Source organism: Amycolatopsis ultiminotia, from assembly GCF_039536925.1.
GTDB classification, from domain to species: Bacteria; Actinomycetota; Actinomycetes; order Mycobacteriales; family Pseudonocardiaceae; genus Amycolatopsis; species Amycolatopsis ultiminotia.
On record NZ_BAAAZN010000007.1, the window covers coordinates 367573 to 389344 of the forward strand.

The window sequence follows — 21772 nt, forward strand, 5'->3', positions numbered from 1 at the left end:
ATCGATCGCAGCGCATTGATCGGCGGGACAAGGAGGTACCCGATGGAGCTTCGTGCTACCTCCGACGGTTGTCGGCCACAGATCGGCAACGCGCCGGAATGCGCCGTGCGGGCAACTTGACCGGCGCCGAAGAGTCCCGTATGCATACGTCACCGAGTTCTACCGGTCCGGCTGCGCGGTGACGAAATCGGATCCGGAGCGGACGATCGGGCAGCAGCCCGGCATCACCGGAGATGCCGGCCGCCACCCGGATTCCGCATGAGCTTCGATTCCGTCGCGCAGTACCGTGACGACTTCAACGGCGCGGAAAAGATCGTGGTCACCAATTCGCTGATTGCCGACAATCCTGGAGCTCCACCATGCATCTCTTCTCCGGGCACCCGGTCCCGGGATTCGCCCTACCCGAAATCAGAAAGCGATTGTTGCCGGTCGCCGCTGCCGCGGCCCTCGCCGTGGGGCTCGCGGCGTGCGGCACCCCGCCGGACAGCGCCGCCGGCGCCGCCGATGCGGGTAAGCCGAGCATTCCTTCGCTGTCCCCGGTGCCGTCGCTGTCCGCGCTGCTGCCACCGGGCATCCGGCAGTCGAAGCAGCTCAACGTCGGCTCCGATCCGACCGGCGGCGCACCGATGGTCTTCTACGCTCCGGACGGCAAGACACTCCAGGGGGTCGAACCCGACCTGGTTCGATCGATCAGCCAGCTTCTCGGCGTCCAGGTCACCTTCCACCCCGGTTCGTTCGACTCCCTGCTGCCCGGACTCACCGCGAATCGTTACGACATGGTGGTCTCGCAGGTCGGGGACCTGAAAGCACGGCAGGGCCAGGCGGACTTCGTGGACTACATGAAGGCCGGAATGGTGCTGGTGGCCAAGCAGGGAAACCCCGCCCACCTCACCGGGACGAACGATCTGTGCGGACACACGGTCTCCGTGAACACCGGCACGTTCGAGGAGGAAACCCTCGGCAAGCTGACCAGAACGTGCACCGAACACGGAAAACCGGCGATCCAGATCCAGACGTTCACCAACAGCGATTCGGTCCGGCTCGCGGTCCAGTCCGGCCGGGCGGACGCGGAGTACTGCGACAGCGGCCCCGGAGGTTACCTGGTGCAGAACTCCAACGGACGGTTCGAACAAATCGGGCCGGCGCAGATCATCGCCTACGTGGGAATCCCGGTCGCCAAAGGCAACACCCAGCTTCAGAAAGCCCTGCAGGCGGCGCTGACCGAACTGATCTCGAACGGCACCTACCGCTCGATCCTGACGAAGTGGGGTCAGCTGCCGAACGCCGTCGAGAAGGTCACGATCAACAATTCGCTGCTCTGAGACCGGCCGCGGAGAGGTGGACAAAGAATGAACGCAGAACCGCCGGAACCTCTGCGAACCCCGGCGACCGCGACGATCCCACGGGATCCCACCGGCCCGCCGGCAGGCGAGGGGCAGGACATCAAAGCCGTGCCGCTGAGGCATCCGCTGCGCTGGCTCGCCGCGCTGGTGATCGTCGTGCTCATCGCCATGGCGGTACACCTGCTGGTGACCAATCCGAACTGGCAGTGGGACGTCGTCGGGCAGTACTTGTTCTCGTCACCGGTGGTGGACGGTGTCAAGAGGACACTGCTGCTGACCGTGCTCGCGGAGATCGTCGGCATCGTCTTCGGTGTCGTGCTGGCCATCATGCGGCTCTCCCCGAATCCGGTGCTGTCCTGGACGAGCCGGGTCTACACCTGGACCTTGCGGGGCATCCCGCCGCTGGTCCTGTTGCTGTTCATCTACTTCCTGTCCGCCTTGCTGCCCACCTTGTCGCTGGGTATTCCGTTCGGGCCGAGTTTCGTCGAAGCGAGCACCAACAAGCTCATCACCCAACAGGTGGCGGCCGTCGCCGGTCTCGGCCTGGCTCAGGCGGCCTACGTTTCGGAGATCGTCCGCGGCGGGATCCTCAGCATTCCACCGGGCCAGACGCGAGCCGCACTGGCGATGGGAATGAAGCCACGGCAGGTGATGTGGCGGATCGTGCTTCCACAAGCGATGCGCGTGGTCGTGCCGCCGCTGGGCAACGAGGTCATCTCGATGTTCAAGGCCACCTCGCTGACCAGCGTCATCGCCTACTCGGAACTGCTCACGACGGTGCAGGTCATTTATGCGCGCACGTTCGAGCAGATCCCCATGCTCGTCGTGGCCTGCTTGTGGTACGGGGTGCTGACCACAGTGGCCACGATCGTCCAGTCGCTCATCGAACGTCGCCTCGGCCGTTCCCTCAAGACACCGAAGGGAGATCGCTGACATGGCTGTGCCGGTCACCACGGCAGCGGAAGAACGCGCCGACGAGATCATTCGTGCCGAGCGCGTCCGCAAGAGTTACGGCCGGACCGAGGTGCTCCGAGGCATCGACCTCGCCGTTTCGGCCGGTGAGGTGGTCTGCGTCATCGGTCCGTCGGGATCGGGCAAGTCGACGTTCCTGCGGTGTGTCAACCACCTCGAACGGCTGGACGGCGGCCGCCTTTACGTCAACGGCGAGCTGATCGGCTACCGGCAACGGCGCGGGAAGATCTACGAGCAGTCGCCGCGGGACGTCTGCCGCAAACGAGCCGACATCGGCATGGTGTTCCAGCACTTCGAGCTCTTCCCGCACATGACCGTTCTGCAGAACCTGGTGCTCGCGCCGTTGATCGTCCGCCGCCGGGCGAAGGCGGAGGCGACGGCACGGGCCGAGGAGCTGCTGGACAAGGTGGGACTGGCCGACAAGATCGACAGCTACCCCGGTCAGCTCTCCGGCGGCCAGCAGCAGCGGGTGGCGATCGCCCGTGCGCTGTGCATGCGGCCCAGGCTCATGTTGTTCGACGAGCCGACCAGCGCACTGGACCCCGAGCTGGTCGGAGAGGTGCTGAACGTGATGCGCGAGCTCGCCTCGTCCGGGTTGACGATGGTGGTCGTCACCCACGAAATGCAGTTCGCCCGTGAGGTCGCCGACCGGGTGGTGTTCATGGACCACGGGAAGGTCGTCGAGGAATCCGCGCCGCACGAATTCTTCGCTGCACCGAAGACCGAACGCGCAAAGGCCTTCCTGGAGCGACTCGCCGACTGATGCGCACCTCCTCTGCCGGTTGCCGAACTGAGAACGGACATTGTCGTGCACAAAGGTTCCTCGTCCACTGAACACATCGCGATCATCGGAGCCGGCCCCATCGGCCTCTGCGCGGCCCACTATCTGCGTGCGGCAGGTGCGCGAGTCACGGTGATCGACCGGACCACGGTCGGCGGCGGAGCGGCCCGGGGCAACGGCGGGCTCATCGCCACGACCACGGCGACGCCGCTGCCCGCGCCGGGCGTGGTGTCGGATGCGCTGCGCCATCTGTTCTCCCCCACCAGTGCGTTTTTCGTCCGGCCCGCAGCGCTGGCCGGTGCGGCGCCGTTTCTCGTCCGGGTCGCCCTGCACTCGTCGGCGCGGAGATTCAGGCAGACGCTGGCCTGCCTGGACCTGTTGAGCAAAGACACCGGATACCTGTGGCAGCAGCTCACCGACGCCGGAATCGGGACGAGCCTGAGCGACGCCGGGCAGCTGCGGTGCTTCGACAGCGAACCCTCCGCGGTGGCCGACCACGCGGCGTACTCGGAACTGGCCCGGAGAGGGCTGGGCGAACCGCCGGGGGACGTCGTCGGCGCCGCCGAACTCCGCGGCGCCGAACCGGGCATCGGGCGGGCGGTCGTCGCCGGATACACCGTCCCGGGCGAGCGATTCGCGAATCCGTCCGAGTTCGTGGACGAGATGCACGAGTCGCTGGCCGAGCGTGGCGTCGAGTTCATCGAAAACACGGAGATCAGCGATCTCGGAGAGCACCCGGACCACAGCTGGGTAAAGCTCGACAACGGCCGGCTGGCAGTCGACCAGGTGCTGATCGCGGCGGGCGCGCGTTCCGGTTCGCTGGCGGCCAGGTTCGGCGTCCGGCTGGGAATTCGGCCCGGAAAGGGTTACAGCTTCTCCGTTCCGGTGGCCGAGCTGCCGAAGCGAGTGCTCTATTTCAACGACGCGCACTGCGCGGCGATCCCGCTGGCAGGCAAGGCCCGCATCGCCGGGACGATGGAGTTCGACGGCACCTTCGACCGCCTCAACCAGGCGCGGGTCGACGCACTGCGCACCGTGGCGGCGCGGCATCTCGACGGCGCCGACTGGACGAGGATGACCGACGTGTGGGTCGGACCCCGCCCGATGACCGTCGACGGCGCACCGGCGATCGGCGCCCTCTCAGCCCGGGGCCGGGTCAGCATTGCGACCGGGCACAACATGATCGGTTTCGCCCTGGCCCCGGCGACCGGGTCCCTCGTGGCCGATCTGATGACCGGCCGCGCTTCGCGTCGCACAGCCGAACTCGAGGCATTCTCCCCGCACCGATTCCGGCTCCGCCCGCGAAGGCGGCGAGCCGCGTGACCGGCGCACCGATCGGCAGGAATTCCCCACCCCCCGGTGCACGCTCGTTGTCTGCGCATTCGACGTGGTTCAACGGAATCGTGTACACGACGGCGGTTCCCTCGCGGGCAGACGGTTCGTTCGAGCTGGGCGACATCCGTGCGCAGGCCGAGTTGACCCTGGAGAATCTGGCGCGCGACCTCCGCGACGCGGACAGCAGCATGGCCGACATCCTGCACCTGACCATTTACCTGGCGGACATCGCCGATTGGGCTTCCTTCAACGAATCCTATGTTCGCCACGTGCCGAAACCCTACCCGTGCCGGTGCGCGGTCGGCGTCGCGGCGCTCGCCATACCCGGCATGCGGGTCGAAGTCACCGCATTGGCGGCGCGGGCCGGATGAGCGCAGCGGGTCCGGAGAAGGAGTTGCTTGACCGAGATGGAAGGACCACCGAACGTGCCCATGGACGGAGTTCTCGCCGGGCAGCCCACGTTGGACGACCGGGTGGCCGGATCGCTGGCGGCGAGTGGCTGGGGCCTCGACGTGGCCTCGGTGGCTCCGCTGAATTCCGAACGTGACCAGAACTGGTTGATGACCACAGCGGCCGGCCGGCGGTACGTGCTCAAGGTCACGAACAGGGACGAGCCTCCGGGGACCGTCGACCTGCAGATCAGGATGATGGAGGCGGCGCGCCGCGGCGGGGTGGTGGTGCCGGGACACGTGCCGAGTGCCTCGGGTGACCCGTGGCGGGAACACGAGGGGCATCTGGTGTGGCTGATCGATTTCCTTCCGGGGACGAGGCTCGCCGACCTGCCGGGCGCCGAGGGATCCGTGCTGGCGGAGCTGGGCCGGGTCGTGGGTCGCATGACTCGGGCGCTGGCCGGATTCGAGCATCCCGCGGCGCACCGCCGGCTTCAGTGGGACGTGCTGCACGCGAAGACCGTCATCGAGGACTACCGCCGCTACGTTGCCGGCCACGGCCGCGCGCAGCTGCTGGACCGATGCTTGACGGGCTTCGAAGAGCGCGTCGTACCGCGGCTGGCGGGCCTTCCGAGGTCGGTCGTCCACAACGACGTGAACGATCACAACGTGCTCGTGGCCGCGGATGGCCGGATCGGCATCATCGATTTCGGCGATGCGGTCCACACGGTGACCGTCAACGAGCTCGCGGTCGCCTCGGCGTACGCGATGCTGGACAAGGCAGAGCCGTTTGCCGTGGCAGCGGATTTGCGTGCCGGGTTCGAGCGGGAACGGCCGTTGACCGGCGACGAGCAGCTCGTGCTGCCCGAGCTGATCAGGACCCGGCTGGCGATGAGCGTGTCGATCTCGGCTTTCCAGCAGAGCCGTAACCCGGACAACCCCTATTTGCACGTATCCGAAGCGCCGGTCTGGCGCTTACTCGAGCATTTCCTGGATGTCGATGATGAGTGACCGGCTTGACGACCTGCTGACCCGGCGAGCGGCGCACACCTCGCCGACGCTGTCCATCCTCTACGGAAAAGATCCCATCCACGTCGTGCGGGGAAGCGGACAGTACCTCTACGACGCCGATGGCCGCGAGTACCTCGACTGCATGAACAACGTCCCGCACGTCGGGCACAGCCATCCCAAGGTAACCGAAGCCGCGTCGAAACAGCTCGCGCTGGTCAACACCAACACCCGATTCGTGTACGAAGGTCTTGTCGATTACGCCGAACAGCTCGCGTCGACACTGCCCGCCGGCCTCGAGGTCTGCTATTTCGTCAACTCGGGAAGCGAGGCCAACGAACTGGCCTTGCGACTCGCCCGAGCCCATACGAAGCGGCGTGGCGCCGTTGTCCTCGACGGGGCGTACCACGGGAACACGACCACGCTCATCGAGCACAGCCCGTACAAATTCGACGGACGTGGCGGCGGCGGGCGTCCCGGCTATGTGCAAGTGGCTCCGACCCCGGATCCCTACCGCGGCAAGCATCGAGGCCCCGGATCAGGCGAGTCCTACGGCCGTGAGGTCGCCGGAGCGTTCGAGCGGGCGTCGGCCTCCGCACACCCGCCGGCGCTGTTGCTCGCCGAATCCCTGCTGGGCACCGCAGGGCAAATCGAGCCTCCGGCCGGGTTTCTGGCTTCGGCGTATCAGGCCGCTCGCGCGGCGGGCGCGGTGGTGATCGCGGACGAAGTCCAAATCGGTTTCGGCCGGGTGGGCACCCATTTCTGGGCTTTCGACGCCCAGGGAGTGGTGCCGGACATCGTGACGCTCGGCAAGCCGATCGGAAACGGCTACCCGCTCGGAGCGGTGGTCACGACCGCCGAAATCGCCGCGTCGTTCCACAACGGCATGGAATACTTCAACACCTTCGGCGGCGCGCCGGTGTCGTGCGCGGTCGGACTGGCGGTCCTGGACGTGCTCGAGCGCGAGGGCCTGCAGGCCGGCGCGCTGGAGGTCGGGCAGTACCTGCGCGCGGCGTTCCTGAACCTCGGCAAGAGCCGGCCCGTCATCGGCGACGTGCGGGGAAGCGGCCTGTTCCTGGGCGTGGAACTGGTGCTCGACCGCGATTCGCCGGAGCCGGCGACCCGGCTGACCGCCGACCTCATCCGGTATCTGCGCGAGCACGCCATCCTGGCCTCCAGCGACGGTCCGGACAACAACGTCCTCAAGATCAAGCCACCGTTGCCGTTCTCCCGTGGTGATGCCGACCGGCTGATCGAATCCGTCGACACGTTCCTCGGCCTTCAGGCCGAATAACTCTTGGCCTGGAACACACATTTTCTCGGTCTCGGTGCTCTTGGTTTCGCGCTCCGTGGCGCGCATCGTGGACGCAGTGGCCGTCGTGGGAGGAGCTGAGGGGGAATGTCCGGCGTGCTGGAGTCGGCGCTGCGGGAACGCGGCTGCGGTGTGGTCGACGTCGATCGGGGACGCCGTGCCCAGTACGCGACGGATGCGTCGAACTACCGGCGGGTTCCCCGCGCCGTCGTGTTCCCCCGCACCCGCGAGGAAGTGATCAACACGGTCGCGGTGTGTGCCGCACTCGGTGTCCCGATCACCTGCCGGGGCGCGGGCACCAGCACGTCCGGCCAGGCGGTCGGCGAGGGCGTGGTACTGGATCTGGCACGCTTCTACAACCGTGTGCTGGACCTGGATCCGCTGAACCGGCGCGCGGTCGTGCAGCCGGGCGTGGTGCTCGACGAGCTCCAGGCCGCCGCCGCACCGCACGGGTTGCTGTTCGGTCCGGATCCTTCGACGCACAGCCGCTGCACGATCGGCGGCATGATCGGCAACAACGCGTGCGGATCGCACTCGCTCGCCTGGGGGCGGACCGCGGAGAACGTTCTTGAACTCGAAGTCGTGACCTACGGCGGGACGGTGCTGAGCGTCGGCGAGATGTCCGGCGCGGAGATCGACGCGGCGATCGAAGAGGGCGGCGCGCGCGGTGAGCTCATCGGGCGGCTCCACGAACTGGCCCGGGACAATCTGGCGGCGCTGCGGACGCGGCTGGGCCGCTTCCCGCGACAGGTGTCGGGCTACGCGCTGGAGCAGCTGCTGCCGGAGCACCGGTTCAACCTGGCCCGTGCGCTGGCCGGGTCGGAGGGGACGTGCGCGGTCATCCTGTCCGCGACACTCCGCCTGAGGCCACAGCCTCCGGCGCGGGCACTGGTCGTACTCGGGTTCGGCACCGCCTTCGAGGCCGCGGACGCGGTACCGGCGCTGCTGCAGCACCCGGGGCTACTCGCTCTCGAAGGGCTGGACCGTTCGCTCACCGATGTCGTCGGCCGGCCGGAGACCCGGGCGGCCATCGCCACCCTGCCGCCGGGTGAGGCCTGGTTGTTCGCCGAACTCGGCGGCGACGAGGACACGCTCGAAGACACCGCGGGTGCGCTGATCGACACCGCCGGCCCGGCCAGTGGGTTCGTTGCTGCGGAAACCGTGACCGACCCGGCGCGGTCGCACAGCCTGTGGCGCATCCGCGAGGACGGGGCGGGGCTGGCGACCCGGCTGGCGGACGGGTCGGAGGCGTGGCCGGGCTGGGAGGACGCCGCCGTTCCGCCCGCCGAACTCGGCTCGTACCTGCGCGAGTTCTCGGCGCTGCTCGGGCGGTACGGCTTGCAGGGTGCGGTCTACGGCCACTTCGGCGAGGGCTGCCTGCACGTGCGGATCGATTTCGATTTCGCCACCACGCAAGGGATCGGCGTCTTCCGTGCATTCGTGACCGACGCGGCGGAACTGGTGGCCGCCCACGGCGGATCGCTTTCCGGCGAGCACGGTGACGGCCAAGCCCGCTCCGAGCTCCTGCCGCTGCTCTACCCGCCCGAGGTGATCACGCTGTTCGAACGGTTCAAGGCCGCGTGGGACCCCGGCAACGGCCTCAACCCCGGGATGATCGTGCATCCGCTGCCCGTCGACGGGAACCTGCGCGTCCGCGCGTCCTCGCTCAACCGTCCGTTGTCGACGGTGCTGCCGTTCCACTCCGATGGTGGCGACTTCGCGAAGGCCACCCGCCGTTGCGTCGGCGTGGGCCGCTGTCGGTCGCAGGCTCCCGGCAACGGCGTGATGTGCCCCAGCTACCGGGTGACCGGGGACGAACGCGACTCCACCCGGGGGCGTGCCCGGTTGCTCCACGAGATGACGCAAGGAGAGCTGATCACCGGCGGGTGGCGGTCGAAGGAGGTTCTCGGAGCACTCGATCTGTGCCTGTCCTGCAAAGGGTGCAGCGTCGACTGCCCGGTCGGCGTGGACGTGGCGAGCTACAAGTCCGAGTTCCTGCACCAGCACTACCGCGGCCGGATCCGTCCCGCATCGCACTATTCGATGGGCTGGCTTCCGCTGCTTTCGCGTGCCGGGGCCCGGATGCCGCGGCTCGTCAACCGGATCACGTCGTCGCGGCTCGCTCCGTTGGTCAAGAGAATCGGCGGGATCGCGGCCCAGCGCGACATTCCGCGGTTCGCGGACCGCACGTTTCTCGACTGGTTCCGGACCCGGACCGCCTCCGGCAGCGGGCACCGCGGGCCGGTGCTGATGTGGGTGGACTCCTTCAACAACCACTTCAGCCCCGAAGTCCTGCGGGCAGGCGTCGCCGTGCTGGAAGACGCCGGCTACCGGGTCCAGGTACCCGAAGGCGTCCAGTGCTGCGGGTTGACCTGGATCACGACCGGGCAGCTGGGCGTCGCGCGGCGGACAGCGGCCCGCACGGTGGCTGCGCTCGCTCCGGTCCTCGAGCGGCGGATTCCGGTCGTCGGCCTCGAGCCCAGCTGCACGGCCGCGCTCCGGACCGAGCTGCCGGACCTGCTCGACGGCGATCCGGCGGCTCGCGCGCTCGCGGATTCGACCCACACGTTCGCGGAACTGCTGATCCGGGGCACTCCCGGCTGGACGCCACCGCCGATCGCCGCCACCTCGCTGTCCCAGACTCATTGCCACCAGCACGCGACTTCCGGTTTCACCGCCGATGCCGCACTGCTGGCCGCAGCGGGCGTGGACAACCACGTCCTCGACTCGGGCTGTTGCGGACTGGCCGGGAACTTCGGCTTCGAACGCGGCCACTACGAGGTGTCCTCGGCAGCCGGGGAACAGGTCCTGCTGCCCGCCGTCCGCGCGGCGCCGGCCGGCACCGTCGTGCTCGCCGACGGGTTCAGCTGCCGCACCCAGATCGGCCAGGCCACCGAGCGCACCGGCATCCACCTCGCCCAGCTCATCGCCTCCGGTCTGTCCACACCGGACACCGGATTCCCCGGAAGGACAGTGCCATGACCGACGCACTCGAACTCGTCGACGAGTGGGGCCCGGAAAAGGTCGTGGTCGTCTCGCACCGGCGCACCGGGATGAAGGGGACGCTGGTCATCGACAACACCGCGCGCGGCATGGGCAAAGGCGGCACCCGCCTGTCGCCGGCCGTGACCGTCACCGAGGTCGCCCGGCTCGCTCGCACCATGACCTGGAAATGGGCGGCGGTCGACCTGTTCTACGGCGGCGCGAAGGCCGGCATCGCCGCCGATCCGGCTGCGCCGGACAAAGAGGCCATCCTGCGGGCATTCGCACGGGCGCTGCACAACGAAGTGCCCCGCGAATACGTCTTCGGCCTCGACATGGGGCTCACCGAAGACGACGCCGCCGTCATCCAGGACGAGCTGGGCGATCGCGGTGCCGCCGTCGGCACGCCGGCGCATCTCGGTGGCATCGCCTACGACCGGCTCGGCGTCACCGGCTTCGGCGTCGCGGAGGCGGCCGACGCGGGTGCCGAACTCGTAGGCCACCCGCTCTCCGGATCCCGGGTCGCGATCCAGGGCTTCGGCGCGGTGGGCCGGGCCGCGGCGGAACGTCTCGTCGAGCTCGGTGCGGTGATCGTCGCTGTTTCGACCGCCTCCGGCGCGGTCCACAACCCGGCCGGGCTCGACGTCGGCGAGCTGCGCCAAGCCCGCGACGAGTTCGGCGACGCCTTCGTCACCCAGCTCAGCGCCACCCCGCTGTCACCCGGCCAGGAACTGTTCGTGGACTGTGAGGTCCTGGTCCCGGCCGCGGTGCAGGACGTCATCGACCGCGACTCCGCACAGGCGATCAAGGCCGGGCTGGTCGTCGAGGGGGCGAATCTGCCCACCTCGCCCGGTGCGCAGGCCGTACTCGCCGAGCGGGGTATCACGGTGGTCCCCGACTTCGTCGCCAACGCCGGTGGCGTGATCGCCGCGGCCTTCGCCATGGACGCCCGCTACTCCGGGTTCCGACCCGGCACCGATGAGGTCTTCGCGACCGTCTCGGACAAGCTGCGCGGCAACACCCGGACTGCTCTCGACAAAGCGAAGGTCAGCGGTGGCACACCGCACGAAGCGGGACGACGGCTCGCCGAAGAACGCGTTCGTGCCGCGATGCGGAGCAAAGGCCGCCTCGGGGAAGGGCCAGCGTGATGATCGAATCGAAAGGATCGCAGTGACGATCGTCAGCCAGTGGCAGCTGCGTGCGGAGTTCGCACGCCGGTTGTCCGAAATGTACGGCCGCGAAGTGCCCGCTTACTCGACTCTGGTCGAGGTTTCCCGCGAAGTGAACGCCGAGGTGCTGGAGCGCTCCGGCGCCGATGCCGAACGACTCGGCTCGATCGCACGCGTCACCTCCGAACGCCACGGCGCGATCCGCGTGGGCACCCCGGCCGAGCTGAGCCAGGCCGCCCGGATCTTCGGTGCGCTGGGCATGCAGCCGGTCGGGTTCTACGACCTGCGGGAGGCCGCGTCGACCGCGGTGCCGGTGATCTCCACCGCCTTCCGCCCGGTCGAGGCCGAGGAGCTGGCCCGCAACCCGTTCCGGGTCTTCACCTCCCTGCTCACTCCGGCCGACCCCCGGTTCTTCGACGAGGACCTGCGAACGCGGCTGGAGCGCTTCCTGGCCGGCCGTGTGCTGTTCCCGCCCGAACTGCTCGAGCTGGCCGATCGGGCCGAACGGGAGCGCGAGCTACCGCGGGCCGACGCCGATCGCTTCGTCGGGCTCGCGGTCCGTGCGTTCGAGCTGTCGGCGGAACCTGTCGACAAGGCGTGGTATGACGAACTGGAGCGCGTCTCCGCCGTCGCCGCCGATATCGGCGGGGTTCGCAGCACCCACCTCAACCACCTCACCCCGCGGGTGCTCGACATCGACGCGCTGTACCGGAGGATGACCGAGCGCGGGGTCACGATGATCGACGCGATTCAGGGACCGCCGCATCGGGAAGGCCCGGACGTCCTGTTGCGACAGACCTCGTTCCGCGCCCTCGACGAGACACGCCGGCTGCGGCTGCCGGACGGCACGGTGACGACGGGTGCGTTACGCGTCCGGTTCGGCGAGGTGGAGGCTCGCGGCATCGCGTTGACCCCTCGCGGACGCACGCGATATGACCTGCTCCTGGCGGAGACCGACCGGCGGACGGCAGAGCTCGGGCGCGAGCACGCGGCACAAGTCGTGTGGCAGGAGGGCTTTCCGCGTACCGAGCGCGACCTGATCGACGAGGACCTGGCCTACTTCACCTACCACCTCCGCGACGACCGCCCCCGGGACCGACGGCCGCCGGCGACCGTCGCCGGGCTGCTCGACGGGGGCTGGACAGCCGCCGAACCGATTGTCTACGAGGACTTCCTGCCGCGGTCGGCGGCCGGGATCTTCCAGTCCAATCTCAGTGGCGAAGGCAGCCGGGACAATTCCCGCGAAGGCGTGCGCTACGACATCGGCTGGCTGGCCGGTGCGATCGACCGTGAAATCCACGACCCGTACACGCTCTACCAACGGCAGCAGGACAGTTCGCTCGCCGAAATCGTCAAGAAGCTCGGCCCGGCGGACAGCTTCCGGTGACCGTCCGATGTGGAAAGGAATCCGAATGACCGACGCAGTGCCCGGCGTGAACGAGGTCCGCGATCGAGCCCTGGCCGCGCTGCGGCGCGTGGGTGCCACGGTGCCCTCGGGATCCGGGCTCACCGCCCGTACTCCGATCACCGGCGACGAGCTGTTCGACCTGGCCGCGACGAGCGCGGACGAGGCCGACCGGGCGATCGGCGAGGCCGCCGAAGCCTTCCTCGGCTGGCGGAACACCCCGGCCCCGGTTCGTGGGGAACTGGTGCGGCGGCTGGGTGATCTGCTGCGCGGGAACAAGGAGGCACTCGCCGAACTCGTCACCGTGGAGGCGGGCAAGATCCGTTCCGAGGCCCTCGGCGAGGTGCAGGAGATGATCGACGTCTGCGATTTCGCCGTCGGGCTCGCACGGCAGCTCTACGGCCGCACCATCGCCTCCGAACGGCCGGGCCACCGGCTCGCCGAGACCTGGCATCCGCTCGGGGTGGTCGGCGTGATCTCGGCGTTCAACTTCCCGGTCGCGGTGTGGGCGTGGAACACCGCCGTCGCACTGGTCTGTGGCGACACTGTGGTGTGGAAGCCCTCGGAACTGACCCCGTTGGTGTCCCTCGCTTGCGCCCACTTGCTCGACCGCGCGGCGCAGGAGGTGGGCGCGCCGCGCGAGGTGCACCGGCTGCTGCTGGGCGACCGGGCGATCGGCGAGAAGCTGGTCGACGATCCACGCGTGAGCCTGATCAGTGCGACCGGCTCGACGCGGATGGGCCGCGCGATCGGGCCGCGGGTGGCTGCCCGGTTCGGCCGCAGCCTGCTGGAGCTGGGCGGCAACAACGCCACGATTGTCGCGCCGTCGGCGGATCTCGAGCTGGCGCTGCCCGGCATCGTCTTCGCCGCGGCCGGGACCGCCGGACAGCGGTGTACCACGCTGCGCCGGCTGATCGTGCACCGTGACATCGCCGACGAGGTCGTCGAGCGGCTCACCGCCGCGTACCGGAAGCTGCCGATCGGCAACCCGTTCACCGAGGACACCCTGGTCGGGCCGCTGATCTCCACCGCGGCCGCGGAAAGCATGCGGCGGGCGCTGGCGCAGTCGGCGGCCGAGGGAGGCAAAGTCCTGGCCGGCGGCGGGCGCCGGCTGACGGCGGAGGCACCGAAGGCGGCGTACGCCGAGCCCGCGATCGTGCGCATGCCGGAACAGACCGCGGTGGTGCGGGAAGAGACCTTCGCCCCGATCCTCTACGTCCTCACTTACGACGAGTTCGATCAGGCCATCGCGCTGAACAACGCCGTGCCGCAGGGCCTGTCTTCCTCGGCGTTCACCCGCGACCAGCAGGAGGCGGAGCGGTTCCTCGCCGCCGACGGCTCCGACTGCGGGATCGCCAACATCAACATCGGCACCTCGGGCGCGGAGATCGGCGGAGCGTTCGGCGGCGAGAAGGAGACCGGCGGCGGCCGGGAGTCCGGTTCGGACGCCTGGCGGTCCTATATGCGCCGCGCGACCACCACGATCAACTACTCGAGCCGCCTGACGCTCGCGCAGAACGTCAGCTTCCTCTGACGCGGCATCCCGAACCCGGCTGCGCGTGGCGGTGCCGGATCGACATCGGGCTGCCGACCTTCGAGGTCCCGATCCGGTACTGCCGACACGGGTGTGGGCGGTGTGCCAGGCGCAGAAGAAGGACCGCTACGACCGGCTGCCGGAAACACGGTCGGTCACCGAGGTCACCCGGCGGTTGAACCCGGTGCCGCGCTGGCGCAACCAGGACGACGTCGCCGGTGAACGTGAGCTGAACGAGTTTTCGGTGCGGGAGCGGATGTTGCCGTTCACCGAGGGCTGCGGGGTGCTGTGAGCGAGTGCTGACGCCGCCCCTGCAGCGATCGCTGGCTGCGTTGTTCGCGGCCCGGTGTGTCCCGCGCTGCCGGGCTGCCCATGTCACGTCCGGGGCTGCTTGGTTTCTCCCGGTGCCGTTTGCGGAATCCGCTGGCCACCACGCTTTCAGAGTGACCACCGGCCTGCACGCGGTTACAGACGGGGCCGGGCGCGTGAAGGTGCCGACGAGACCGGCGCAATCCCACAGCCAGGCGGAGTTCGACCGGATCAGAGCGGCGGCCCGGAGGGCGCTTCGTGCCGCCGTTGCGGATGGATACGACGGCGCTGGGGGCGTTGCTGATGGCGGAGTATGGATGGGATCGACCGGACCGAAGTGCCTCGAGCGTCCCCGAACCCCGGCGAGGACAGCCACCCGACCTACCGGATTCCGCTGGAAAAGCCCCGCCGCGTGCCGGCCGGCATTACGAGACCCGCAACGTCACCGACGACGGAGCGTCCTCGCCGGGACGGCTGATCAACCGCGCCCTGCAGGCCACCAGCTCCGCACCGACGTTCCCGCCCTCGTCCGCACCATCAACCAACTCACCCTCGAAAACCCGGCAACTTCGCGAACAACTCGCCTATCCCGACCCCGACCTCGTCCCGTGCCCAGGCCGGTGGTGACTAGGGGCGCACAGTCGTCGGCCCGTGGTGAACTTGTCCGCCGGCGCTCGTGGATCTTCTCTGCACCCAGCTCGTCGCCGGCGGCAACACTGGGCGCCAACTTGTGCCCTGACCGCGATCGCCAGGGACTGGCGGACTCCCATAGAGCGGTCTGGCCGGTCAGGGAGCGCTGTTGCCGGGGATGGTGACCTGGACGGTGGTGCCTTGGCCCGGCGCGGAGGTGAGCGTGACTGTGCCGCCGTGTGCAGTCACGATCGCCTCGACAATGGCCAGGCCCAGACCCGACGAGGCACCGCTGTCGCGGCTGCGGCTGGGGTCGGCGCGGTAGAAGCGCTCGAAGACGTGCGGCAGGTGCTCCGGTGCGATCCCGTCACCGTCGTCGTGTACCGCCAGCGCCACTTGACCGTCCTGGGAGCTGACGGTGACCGTGACCGGTGTGCCGGGTCGGGTGTGCTGGACCGCGTTGCCGACGAGGTTGCGCAGCACCTGCTGGATGCGCGGGCCGTCCCCGTCGACAACCGCTTCTGCCACCCCTTGCAGGGTGATGGCGCGATCGGCACTGACTACCACGGCGTCGTCCACCACTTCGCCGGCCAGCGCCACCACGTCCACCGGTTCGCGGTTCAGCGGCCGGGCCGCGTCGAGGTTGGCCAGCAGCGTCAGTTCGTCGACGAGCAGCCGCATCCGGTCCACCTCGGCCTGCATCCGTTCCATCGCGTGGTCGAGCTGGTCGGGGTCGCGCAGGCCGCCCTGGACATACAGGTCGATCCAGCCGTGCATGGTCGCCAGCGGCGTGCGCAGCTCATGGCCGGCGTCGGCGACGAAGCTGCGCAGCCGGTCCTGAGCGCGTCTTTGCGCGTCGAACGCCTGCTTGACCGCGGTGGCGACCGCGGCTTCCGGGCCGGCGAGCAGCGCGATGCGGATCAGCCGCCACCGGGAGGACCGGTTCACCGCTGCACCGGCCGCAGGATGTACCCGAACCCCCGCATGGTGTGGACCATCGACGGCCCGCCGAAGTCGATCTTGCGGCGCAGGTTCGAGACGAACCGCTCGACCACGCCCGCGTCGCCGCCGAAGTCGTACTGCCAGACGTGGTCCAGGATCTGCGCCTTGGAAACCACCCGCCCGGTGTTGGCCAGCAGGTAACGCAGCAGCCGGAACTCGGTGGGAGACAGCTCGACCGGACGCCCGCCCCTGGTCACCACATGCCGGGCCTCGTCCATCTCCAGGTCGCCGCAGCGCCACACGCCCTCCGGCACCGTCGGCGGCACGCGGCGGGCACGCCGCAGCAGCGCCTCCAGCCGCGCGGCAACCTCCACCACGCTGAACGGCTTGGTGAGGTAGTCGTCGCCGCCAAGGCGCAGCCCACGGACCCGGTCGTCCAGCTCGTCGCGGGCGGTCAGGAACATCACCGGCACGTGGACGCCCCGCGCGCGCAACAGGTGCACCAGGTCGAAGCCGTCCGTGCCGGGCAGCATCACGTCCAGCACGATCGCGTCGGGCGGGCGCGCCTCGATCGCGGCCAGCGCGGCCGGCACGTCGCCGGCCGCCTCGACCTCGAACCCCGCGAACCGCAGCGCGGACAGCAACAGCTCCCGCAGTCCCAGGTCGTCGTCCACCACCAGAATGAGGTCCACGTCCCCTATCACACCATCCTGACGGGGACGAGCCGATACTCCTCCGCGGACCTGGCGATAGTGGATCGAGCAGCCCCCGCGGACTGCCCGTGCAGGACGACCCGGTATCCGCGAACCTGATGGTTTCCTGACGGTTGCCTGACAGTCGATCTCTGCGGATGGTGTCACCGGCGGACTGCTTCTAGCGTTTTCCCCGGCATATCAACACACAGATCGGGAAAAAGAATGTCTGGTCCTACCCGTCGTGGATTCATTGCCGGCGCCGCAGCGCTGGGAGGTGCGGCGCTGATCGGAAGTCCGGTCAGTGCGGACGTGACGGTGGAGGAAGGCGTGCGCGAGTCGGCCATGATCCCGCCGAGTGATGCCCGCTATGCGGACCTCGTGTTGCGCCGGACGAGCGAGCGGTTCTTCCCGCGTCCCGAGTTCTTCCGGCTGCCCACCACGACTGAGCAGGTCGTACGCGCGGTAGAGGGCGCGGTACGTGCGGGTAAGCGGGTCACCGTCCGCAGTGGCGGGCACTGTTACGAGAACTTCGTGGGCGAGGGCGCAGAGGTGATCATCGACATGTCCGCGATGCGGCAGGTCACGTTCGACCAGCACCGTAACGCGTTCATGATCGAGCCGGCCGCCAGCCTGTGGGAGGTGTTCCAGCGGCTCTACCTTGGCTGGGGTGTCACGATCCCCGGCGGCCAGTGCGGCGGTGTGGCCGCAGGCGGGCACATCCAAGGTGGCGGTTACGGTCCCCTGTCCCGGCAGCTCGGTTCGGTGGTGGACTACCTGTACGCCGTGGAAGTCGTCGTGGTGGACCGTTCGGGACGGGCACGGGCGGTAGTCGCGACCCGGGAGCCTGGCGACCAGAACCGGGACCTGTGGTGGGCGCATACCGGGGGCGGTGGCGGGAACTTCGGCGTGGTCACCCGGTACTGGATGCGCGCACCCGGAGCCACCGGCAACGATCCCGCGCACCTGCTGCCGAAGCCGCCCGCCGTGACACTCGGCGCAACGATCGGGTGGAGTTGGCGGGACATCACCGAGGAATCGTTCCACCGCCTGCTGCGCAACTACGGCGAATGGCACGAGCGCAACAGTGCGCCCGACTCCCGCTACGCCAGCCTCTTCAGCCCGATGCTGATCAGCCGGCGCAACACGGGTGCCGACCCCGGCGGATTCGCCATGGTGGCCACCATGGACGGCACCCTGCCCGACGCCGACCGGCTGCTGCGCGACTACCTCGCGGAGGTCGGCAAGGGCGTCCCGGGCACGACCACGGTACGGCCGCCCCATCCGCTGCCGTGGCTTGCCGCGGTGCAGGCCGGGTCGCTGAGCCAGACCGACGAATCCGGGATGTTCAAAGCGAAAGCGGCCTACTTGCGGAAACGGTTCACTGACGAGCAGATCGGGACCGCCTACACCTACCTGACCAGCACGGACCACAACAACGAGCGCGCACTGCTGCTGTTGGTGTCCTACGGTGGCAAGGTCAACACGGTGGCACCGGACGCGACCGCCCTGTCCCAGCGGGACAGCGTCATGAAAGCGATCTACACCGTCACCTGGACCGACCCGGACGGCGAGCAGACGAACCTGGACTGGATCCGGCGCTGGTACAGCGCGATGTACCAGGACACCGGAGGCGTGCCGGTCCCGAACAGCGTGAACGACGGCTCCTACATCAACTATCCGGACATCGACACCACCGATCCGAAGTGGAACAGGTCCGGAGTCCCGTGGCACACCCTGTACTACAAGGAGAACTACCCGAAGCTCCAGCAGATCAAGGCGCGTTGGGACCCGCGTGACGTGTTCCACCACGCGATGTCGATCAAGCTGCCGCACTAGACCCGACCGCGCTCTGTTCGGCGACGAACAGAGCGCGGCACCGAGTACTGCCAGCGGCCACGTTCTCCTCAACCAAACCTCACAAATCAAGTCGCGATGAACGGGGCGGTGCGAACTTGAAGCCGGCTGCGAGACCTCACCGGGTCCGCGAGCGGACCAGGCGTCGAGCGTCCTCCGTGCGGTCATGGAGGAGGTGCTGCGACCACTCTGGATGAGCGTGACGCCCTGCTCCTGCCCGAACTGCTGGCGCAACGACCGGGCTTGTCGAACTCCGAACTCGCACGGGGTGCGTTCATGCTCCGGCAACGGTCCGGTCCGGTCCGGTCCGTCGAGGTCAGCATGCCGTCGATGTCGACCTGGCAACCCGAAGGCGCCGGCCCTTGTTGCGCAGGCAATTTGATGTTGTGTCCGATATGGACATACACCCGATATTGCCGTTCCCACCTATGCTAACGAGAACCGCACAACGCCTGCTGCGGAAAGGACACCGGCCACCTGGTGCAGCGGCCCGACTTATGGGGTCGGCCGGGTACGACCAGGGTGTGCCGGCCGGCATCGTCGACGTCATGCCGAGGGCCCGGCGACCACGATGGGTCCACGCTCCTCAGGATGATCTCAGGTGGCGGGGCCTAATCTCGCGCCATGACAATTCAGCGGGGGTGGCTGTGGTGTGGCGCGGTGGGATCGGCATTGTTCATTGTGCTCTTCCTGATCAATGATGTGGTCAAGCCGGACTACAACCCCGTGCGTGACGCGGTCAGCGAGGCCGAGATCGGCAGCGGCGGCTGGTTGCAGATCGCGAACTTCCTCGTGTCCGGGCTGCTCATCACCGCATCCGCGGTGGCGGTGGCGAAGGCGGTGAACCGTTCGACGGGCGTGCTGGTCGCCATGGCCGGGGCCGGTCTGGCGCTGGCCGGCGTCTTCGTGTCCGACCCGGTGCCGGCCGACCATGCGACCTGGCACGGCACGATCCACAACGTGGTGGGGACGATCAGCTCCGCAGCCCTCGTCGCCGCGTGTTTCGTGGCCGCTCGGTGGCAGGCCACCGCGCTCTGGCGCTGGTACTCCATCGCGGTCGGCGTCGCCATGCCGTTGACCTTCGTCGTCGCCCTCGTGGAGACGGAGACCCTCGGCATCTGGCAGCGCCTGACCAACGTGATCGGGTGGACCTGGCTCATCGTTCTGGCGCTACGCGCGAGAGGCGCGGCGGCGACCAACGAACGGGCCGAATTGGTGAAACCCGCGCGAACGTGATCACGGGCGGCCCCGCAATGCCGGCCTTTCAACCTCTGTTGCTGCTTCCTTACCGGGCTTCAACTCCGCCGGACTTGTTGATATCCGCTCATTCCGCGCACCGCTCGCGCCACCAGCGGTGCGTTCATGCCGGAGCGCAACGGCCTCCCGCAGGCCAATGCGATCCGTTGTCGGCACCGGCGATCGGCCCCAACGACTGATCCAGGCCGCACCGCAGTCTTCAAGATCTCTCAACACGCCGGCTGGAACAGGCATGATATTATATCTGTTGCATTCAGTTCGGTGACCGCGAGCGGAGGATCGTTGACGGCACTCGACGCCACCGGTGCCGCACCGCGGCGGCCCGGAAGGGCGAACCTGAACAGTGTGGCGGCGAACGAGATCCGGCGCAGGGTGTTCTCCGGTCAGCTGCGGCCGGGAACCAAGATCGACCAGGACGCCCTGGCCGACGAGCTCGGCATCAGCAAGCTGCCCGTCCGCGAAGCGCTGATCACGCTCGACCACGAGGGGATTGTCGAGCACATTGCCCGGCGGGGCGCGTTCGTGGCCGCGCTGACGGAGCGTCTTGACCGCCCGTTCCAGCACAGCCGAGGGTATCGGGGAAGCGCCGTAGACCACGGTGCGCAAGCTGGTCAGATCGTACTCGCCGACTCGGGGGTGCTCGACGAGCATCTGGATCATGGTGGGGACGAGGAGCACATCGGTGACGCAGTGCTCGGCGACCGCGCCCAGGACGTCGTCCGGCCGGAACGCAGGCAGCAACACGTGGGTCCCGCCGGCCTGCAGCGTCATCCCCCAAGCGGCAAAGCCGGCGATGTGGAACATGGGCGCACAATGGAGGGTGACCGAGCTCGGCCCGAACAGATGCCCGCTGGCGGCGGCGCCGTACCAGGAGGTGCCGAGATTGGCGTGCGAGAGCATCACGCCCTTGGGCAAACCGGTCGTCCCGCCGGTGTAGAAGATCCCGGCGAGCTCGTCCCCGCCGCGTCGTGCGTCCTCGATCGGCTCCGCCACCGCGATGAGCTCCTCGTAGTCGACCGTGCCGGCCGGCGTCGGCCCGTCGCCGGCGTAGATCACCGTGGCCAGCGCGGGACAGGCCTCGCGCAGCGCAGGGAGCATCGGCGCAAACGCCTCGTCCACAAGTAGTACGCGCGCCTCGCAGTCGTCGAGCGAGTATGCGATTTCAGCCACGCTCCAGCGAGTGTTGACCGGACAGAACACCGCGCCGGCCCACGGTACGGCAAGGAGGTATTCGCTGTAGCGGTCGGAGTTGAGCGCGAGCATCGCCACCCGGTCACCGTCGCGCACGCCGAGGCCGCGTAGCGCGCCCGCGAGCCGGGACACCCGGTCGGCGACTTCGCGATGGGTGCGCCGGCGTCCGCCGCAGATCGACATCACCTGGTCCGGCCGCTGCTGCACGGCGCGGTGCAGCCCCTGGGTCAGGTACATGACCTCCACCTCACGTGTGAATGACTACTAGTGATCTACGAGATATAGTTCACCTGATAAATCGACCCTGTCAAGGTTTAACGATGCACAGCGTGACTGGTGACTAGTGGGCATGCATGGTTGCCGAAAACGTTGCGGGGCCCCGCCGAGGCGGCAGGCACCGGGTATCTGCTGTGCACCTCCGAGTCCGGCTACGTCAGCGCCCGCAATCGCCGACGGCACCGCAGCCCGGTCGACGCGGCCAAGGTCAGGTGGTGGACCACGGAACTGCAGGGGCGCGCGATCGACGCGTGCGGCCAACTGCCCAGCGGCTACGGCTATATGCTCGAATACCCGATAGCCAAAGCCTGGATCGGTTCGCGGACCTCCCGGATCGACGGAGGCACCACCGAGATCATCGGCCGGTCCTTCGAACTCGGCTGACCGA

Annotated in this window: 17 protein-coding genes and 2 pseudogenes; 16 read left to right on the forward strand and 3 right to left on the reverse strand. The window is 68.6% G+C overall.

Features of this window, described 5'->3' with window-relative positions; translation table 11 throughout:
- The first annotated feature begins 359 nt into the window (after nt 1-359).
- The 12 genes from ABD793_RS19000 to ABD793_RS19055 all read left to right on the forward strand — a co-directional run bounded on the left by ABD793_RS19000 (nt 360) and on the right by ABD793_RS19055 (nt 14522).
- A complete protein-coding gene (locus ABD793_RS19000) occupies nt 360-1322 on the forward strand; it encodes an ABC transporter substrate-binding protein (RefSeq protein WP_344861694.1) in 963 nt (320 codons plus the stop codon).
- 27 nt (nt 1323-1349) lie between these two features.
- A complete protein-coding gene (locus tag ABD793_RS19005; RefSeq protein ID WP_344861695.1) occupies nt 1350-2276 on the forward strand; it encodes an amino acid ABC transporter permease in 927 nt (308 codons plus the stop codon).
- A gap of 1 nt (nt 2277) precedes the next feature.
- The gene (locus tag ABD793_RS19010) at nt 2278-3078 is read left to right on the forward strand and encodes an amino acid ABC transporter ATP-binding protein (RefSeq protein ID WP_344861697.1); all 801 of its coding nucleotides are present in this window, start codon (nt 2278-2280) and stop codon (nt 3076-3078) included.
- A gap of 45 nt (nt 3079-3123) precedes the next feature.
- Nucleotides 3124-4419 carry an NAD(P)/FAD-dependent oxidoreductase gene (locus ABD793_RS19015; protein ID WP_344861699.1) on the forward strand — a complete coding sequence of 432 codons (1296 nt, stop codon included), beginning with the start codon at nt 3124-3126 and terminating at the stop codon, nt 4417-4419.
- Nucleotides 4420-4499: 80 nt separating this feature from the next.
- Nucleotides 4500-4802 carry a RidA family protein gene (locus ABD793_RS19020; RefSeq protein ID WP_425548719.1) on the forward strand — a complete coding sequence of 101 codons (303 nt, stop codon included), beginning with the start codon at nt 4500-4502 and terminating at the stop codon, nt 4800-4802.
- Between the two features lie 36 nt (nt 4803-4838).
- Nucleotides 4839-5831 carry a phosphotransferase gene (locus tag ABD793_RS19025; protein ID WP_344861794.1) on the forward strand — a complete coding sequence of 331 codons (993 nt, stop codon included), beginning with the start codon at nt 4839-4841 and terminating at the stop codon, nt 5829-5831.
- The gene (locus ABD793_RS19030; RefSeq protein WP_344861701.1) at nt 5815-7122 is read left to right on the forward strand and encodes an aminotransferase class III-fold pyridoxal phosphate-dependent enzyme; all 1308 of its coding nucleotides are present in this window, start codon (nt 5815-5817) and stop codon (nt 7120-7122) included. Before ABD793_RS19025 ends, ABD793_RS19030 begins: the two co-directional genes overlap by 17 nt.
- Nucleotides 7123-7227: 105 nt before the next feature.
- Nucleotides 7228-10122, forward strand: a complete 2895-nt coding sequence (locus ABD793_RS19035; protein WP_344861704.1) for an FAD-binding and (Fe-S)-binding domain-containing protein — start codon at nt 7228-7230, stop codon at nt 10120-10122.
- Nucleotides 10119-11270 (forward strand): Glu/Leu/Phe/Val family dehydrogenase, encoded by a 1152-nt coding sequence (locus ABD793_RS19040; RefSeq protein WP_344861706.1) that lies wholly within the window; start codon nt 10119-10121, stop codon nt 11268-11270. The genes ABD793_RS19035 and ABD793_RS19040 overlap by 4 nt, the downstream gene beginning before the upstream one ends.
- Nucleotides 11271-11292: 22 nt before the next feature.
- Entirely contained in the window at nt 11293-12678 is a 1386-nt protein-coding gene (hglS, locus tag ABD793_RS19045; protein WP_344861709.1) for a 2-oxoadipate dioxygenase/decarboxylase, read from the forward strand.
- 25 nt (nt 12679-12703) lie between these two features.
- Nucleotides 12704-14230: an L-piperidine-6-carboxylate dehydrogenase gene (gene amaB, locus ABD793_RS19050; RefSeq protein WP_344861711.1), complete on the forward strand. Its 1527-nt coding sequence runs from the start codon at nt 12704-12706 to the stop codon at nt 14228-14230.
- A 100-nt stretch (nt 14231-14330) separates the two neighbouring features.
- Nucleotides 14331-14522 carry a hypothetical protein gene (locus tag ABD793_RS19055; protein WP_344861713.1) on the forward strand — a complete coding sequence of 64 codons (192 nt, stop codon included), beginning with the start codon at nt 14331-14333 and terminating at the stop codon, nt 14520-14522.
- An 803-nt stretch (nt 14523-15325) separates the two neighbouring features.
- Here ABD793_RS19055 and ABD793_RS19060 read toward each other — a convergent pair.
- Both ABD793_RS19060 and ABD793_RS19065 read right to left on the reverse strand, forming a co-directional pair.
- Complete coding sequence (locus ABD793_RS19060) at nt 15326-16117, reverse strand: sensor histidine kinase (RefSeq protein ID WP_344861715.1); 792 nt, start codon at nt 16115-16117, stop codon at nt 15326-15328.
- Complete coding sequence (locus tag ABD793_RS19065) at nt 16114-16803, reverse strand: response regulator transcription factor (RefSeq protein ID WP_425548720.1); 690 nt, start codon at nt 16801-16803, stop codon at nt 16114-16116. The genes ABD793_RS19060 and ABD793_RS19065 overlap by 4 nt, the downstream gene beginning before the upstream one ends.
- Before the next feature lie 225 nt (nt 16804-17028).
- Here ABD793_RS19065 and ABD793_RS19070 point away from each other — a divergent pair, with 225 nt between their 5' ends.
- The 3 genes and pseudogenes from ABD793_RS19070 to ABD793_RS19080 all read left to right on the forward strand — a co-directional run.
- Nucleotides 17029-18642 (forward strand): FAD-binding oxidoreductase, encoded by a 1614-nt coding sequence (locus ABD793_RS19070; RefSeq protein ID WP_344861717.1) that lies wholly within the window; start codon nt 17029-17031, stop codon nt 18640-18642.
- Between the two features lie 642 nt (nt 18643-19284).
- Nucleotides 19285-19896 (forward strand): DUF998 domain-containing protein, encoded by a 612-nt coding sequence (locus ABD793_RS19075; RefSeq protein ID WP_344861719.1) that lies wholly within the window; start codon nt 19285-19287, stop codon nt 19894-19896.
- A 126-nt stretch (nt 19897-20022) separates the two neighbouring features.
- Nucleotides 20023-20382 (forward strand): annotated as a pseudogene (locus ABD793_RS19080) (GntR family transcriptional regulator); the annotation flags it as partial.
- Nucleotides 20383-20508: 126 nt separating this feature from the next.
- Here ABD793_RS19080 and ABD793_RS19085 read toward each other — a convergent pair.
- Nucleotides 20509-21345, reverse strand: a pseudogene (locus ABD793_RS19085) (AMP-binding protein); the annotation flags it as partial.
- A gap of 99 nt (nt 21346-21444) precedes the next feature.
- Here ABD793_RS19085 and ABD793_RS19090 point away from each other — a divergent pair.
- Entirely contained in the window at nt 21445-21768 is a 324-nt protein-coding gene (locus ABD793_RS19090; protein WP_344861721.1) for an acyl-CoA dehydrogenase family protein, read from the forward strand.
- Nucleotides 21769-21772 lie beyond the last annotated feature (4 nt).

Excerpts from the sequence above, each read along its gene's own strand:
- amaB (WP_344861711.1), top strand. The coding sequence starts at position 12,704 with ATGACCGACGCAGTGCCCGGCGTGAACGAGGTCCGCGATCGAGCCCTG.
- ABD793_RS19070 (WP_344861717.1), top strand. The coding sequence starts at position 17,029 with ATGTCTGGTCCTACCCGTCGTGGATTCATTGCCGGCGCCGCAGCGCTG.
- ABD793_RS19075 (WP_344861719.1), top strand. The coding sequence starts at position 19,285 with ATGACAATTCAGCGGGGGTGGCTGTGGTGTGGCGCGGTGGGATCGGCA.
- ABD793_RS19040 (WP_344861706.1), top strand. The coding sequence starts at position 10,119 with ATGACCGACGCACTCGAACTCGTCGACGAGTGGGGCCCGGAAAAGGTC.
- ABD793_RS19025 (WP_344861794.1), top strand. The coding sequence starts at position 4,839 with ATGGAAGGACCACCGAACGTGCCCATGGACGGAGTTCTCGCCGGGCAG.
- ABD793_RS19010 (WP_344861697.1), top strand. The coding sequence starts at position 2,278 with ATGGCTGTGCCGGTCACCACGGCAGCGGAAGAACGCGCCGACGAGATC.
- ABD793_RS19030 (WP_344861701.1), top strand. The coding sequence starts at position 5,815 with ATGTCGATGATGAGTGACCGGCTTGACGACCTGCTGACCCGGCGAGCG.
- ABD793_RS19000 (WP_344861694.1), top strand. The coding sequence starts at position 360 with ATGCATCTCTTCTCCGGGCACCCGGTCCCGGGATTCGCCCTACCCGAA.
- ABD793_RS19035 (WP_344861704.1), top strand. The coding sequence starts at position 7,228 with ATGTCCGGCGTGCTGGAGTCGGCGCTGCGGGAACGCGGCTGCGGTGTG.
- ABD793_RS19005 (WP_344861695.1), top strand. The coding sequence starts at position 1,350 with ATGAACGCAGAACCGCCGGAACCTCTGCGAACCCCGGCGACCGCGACG.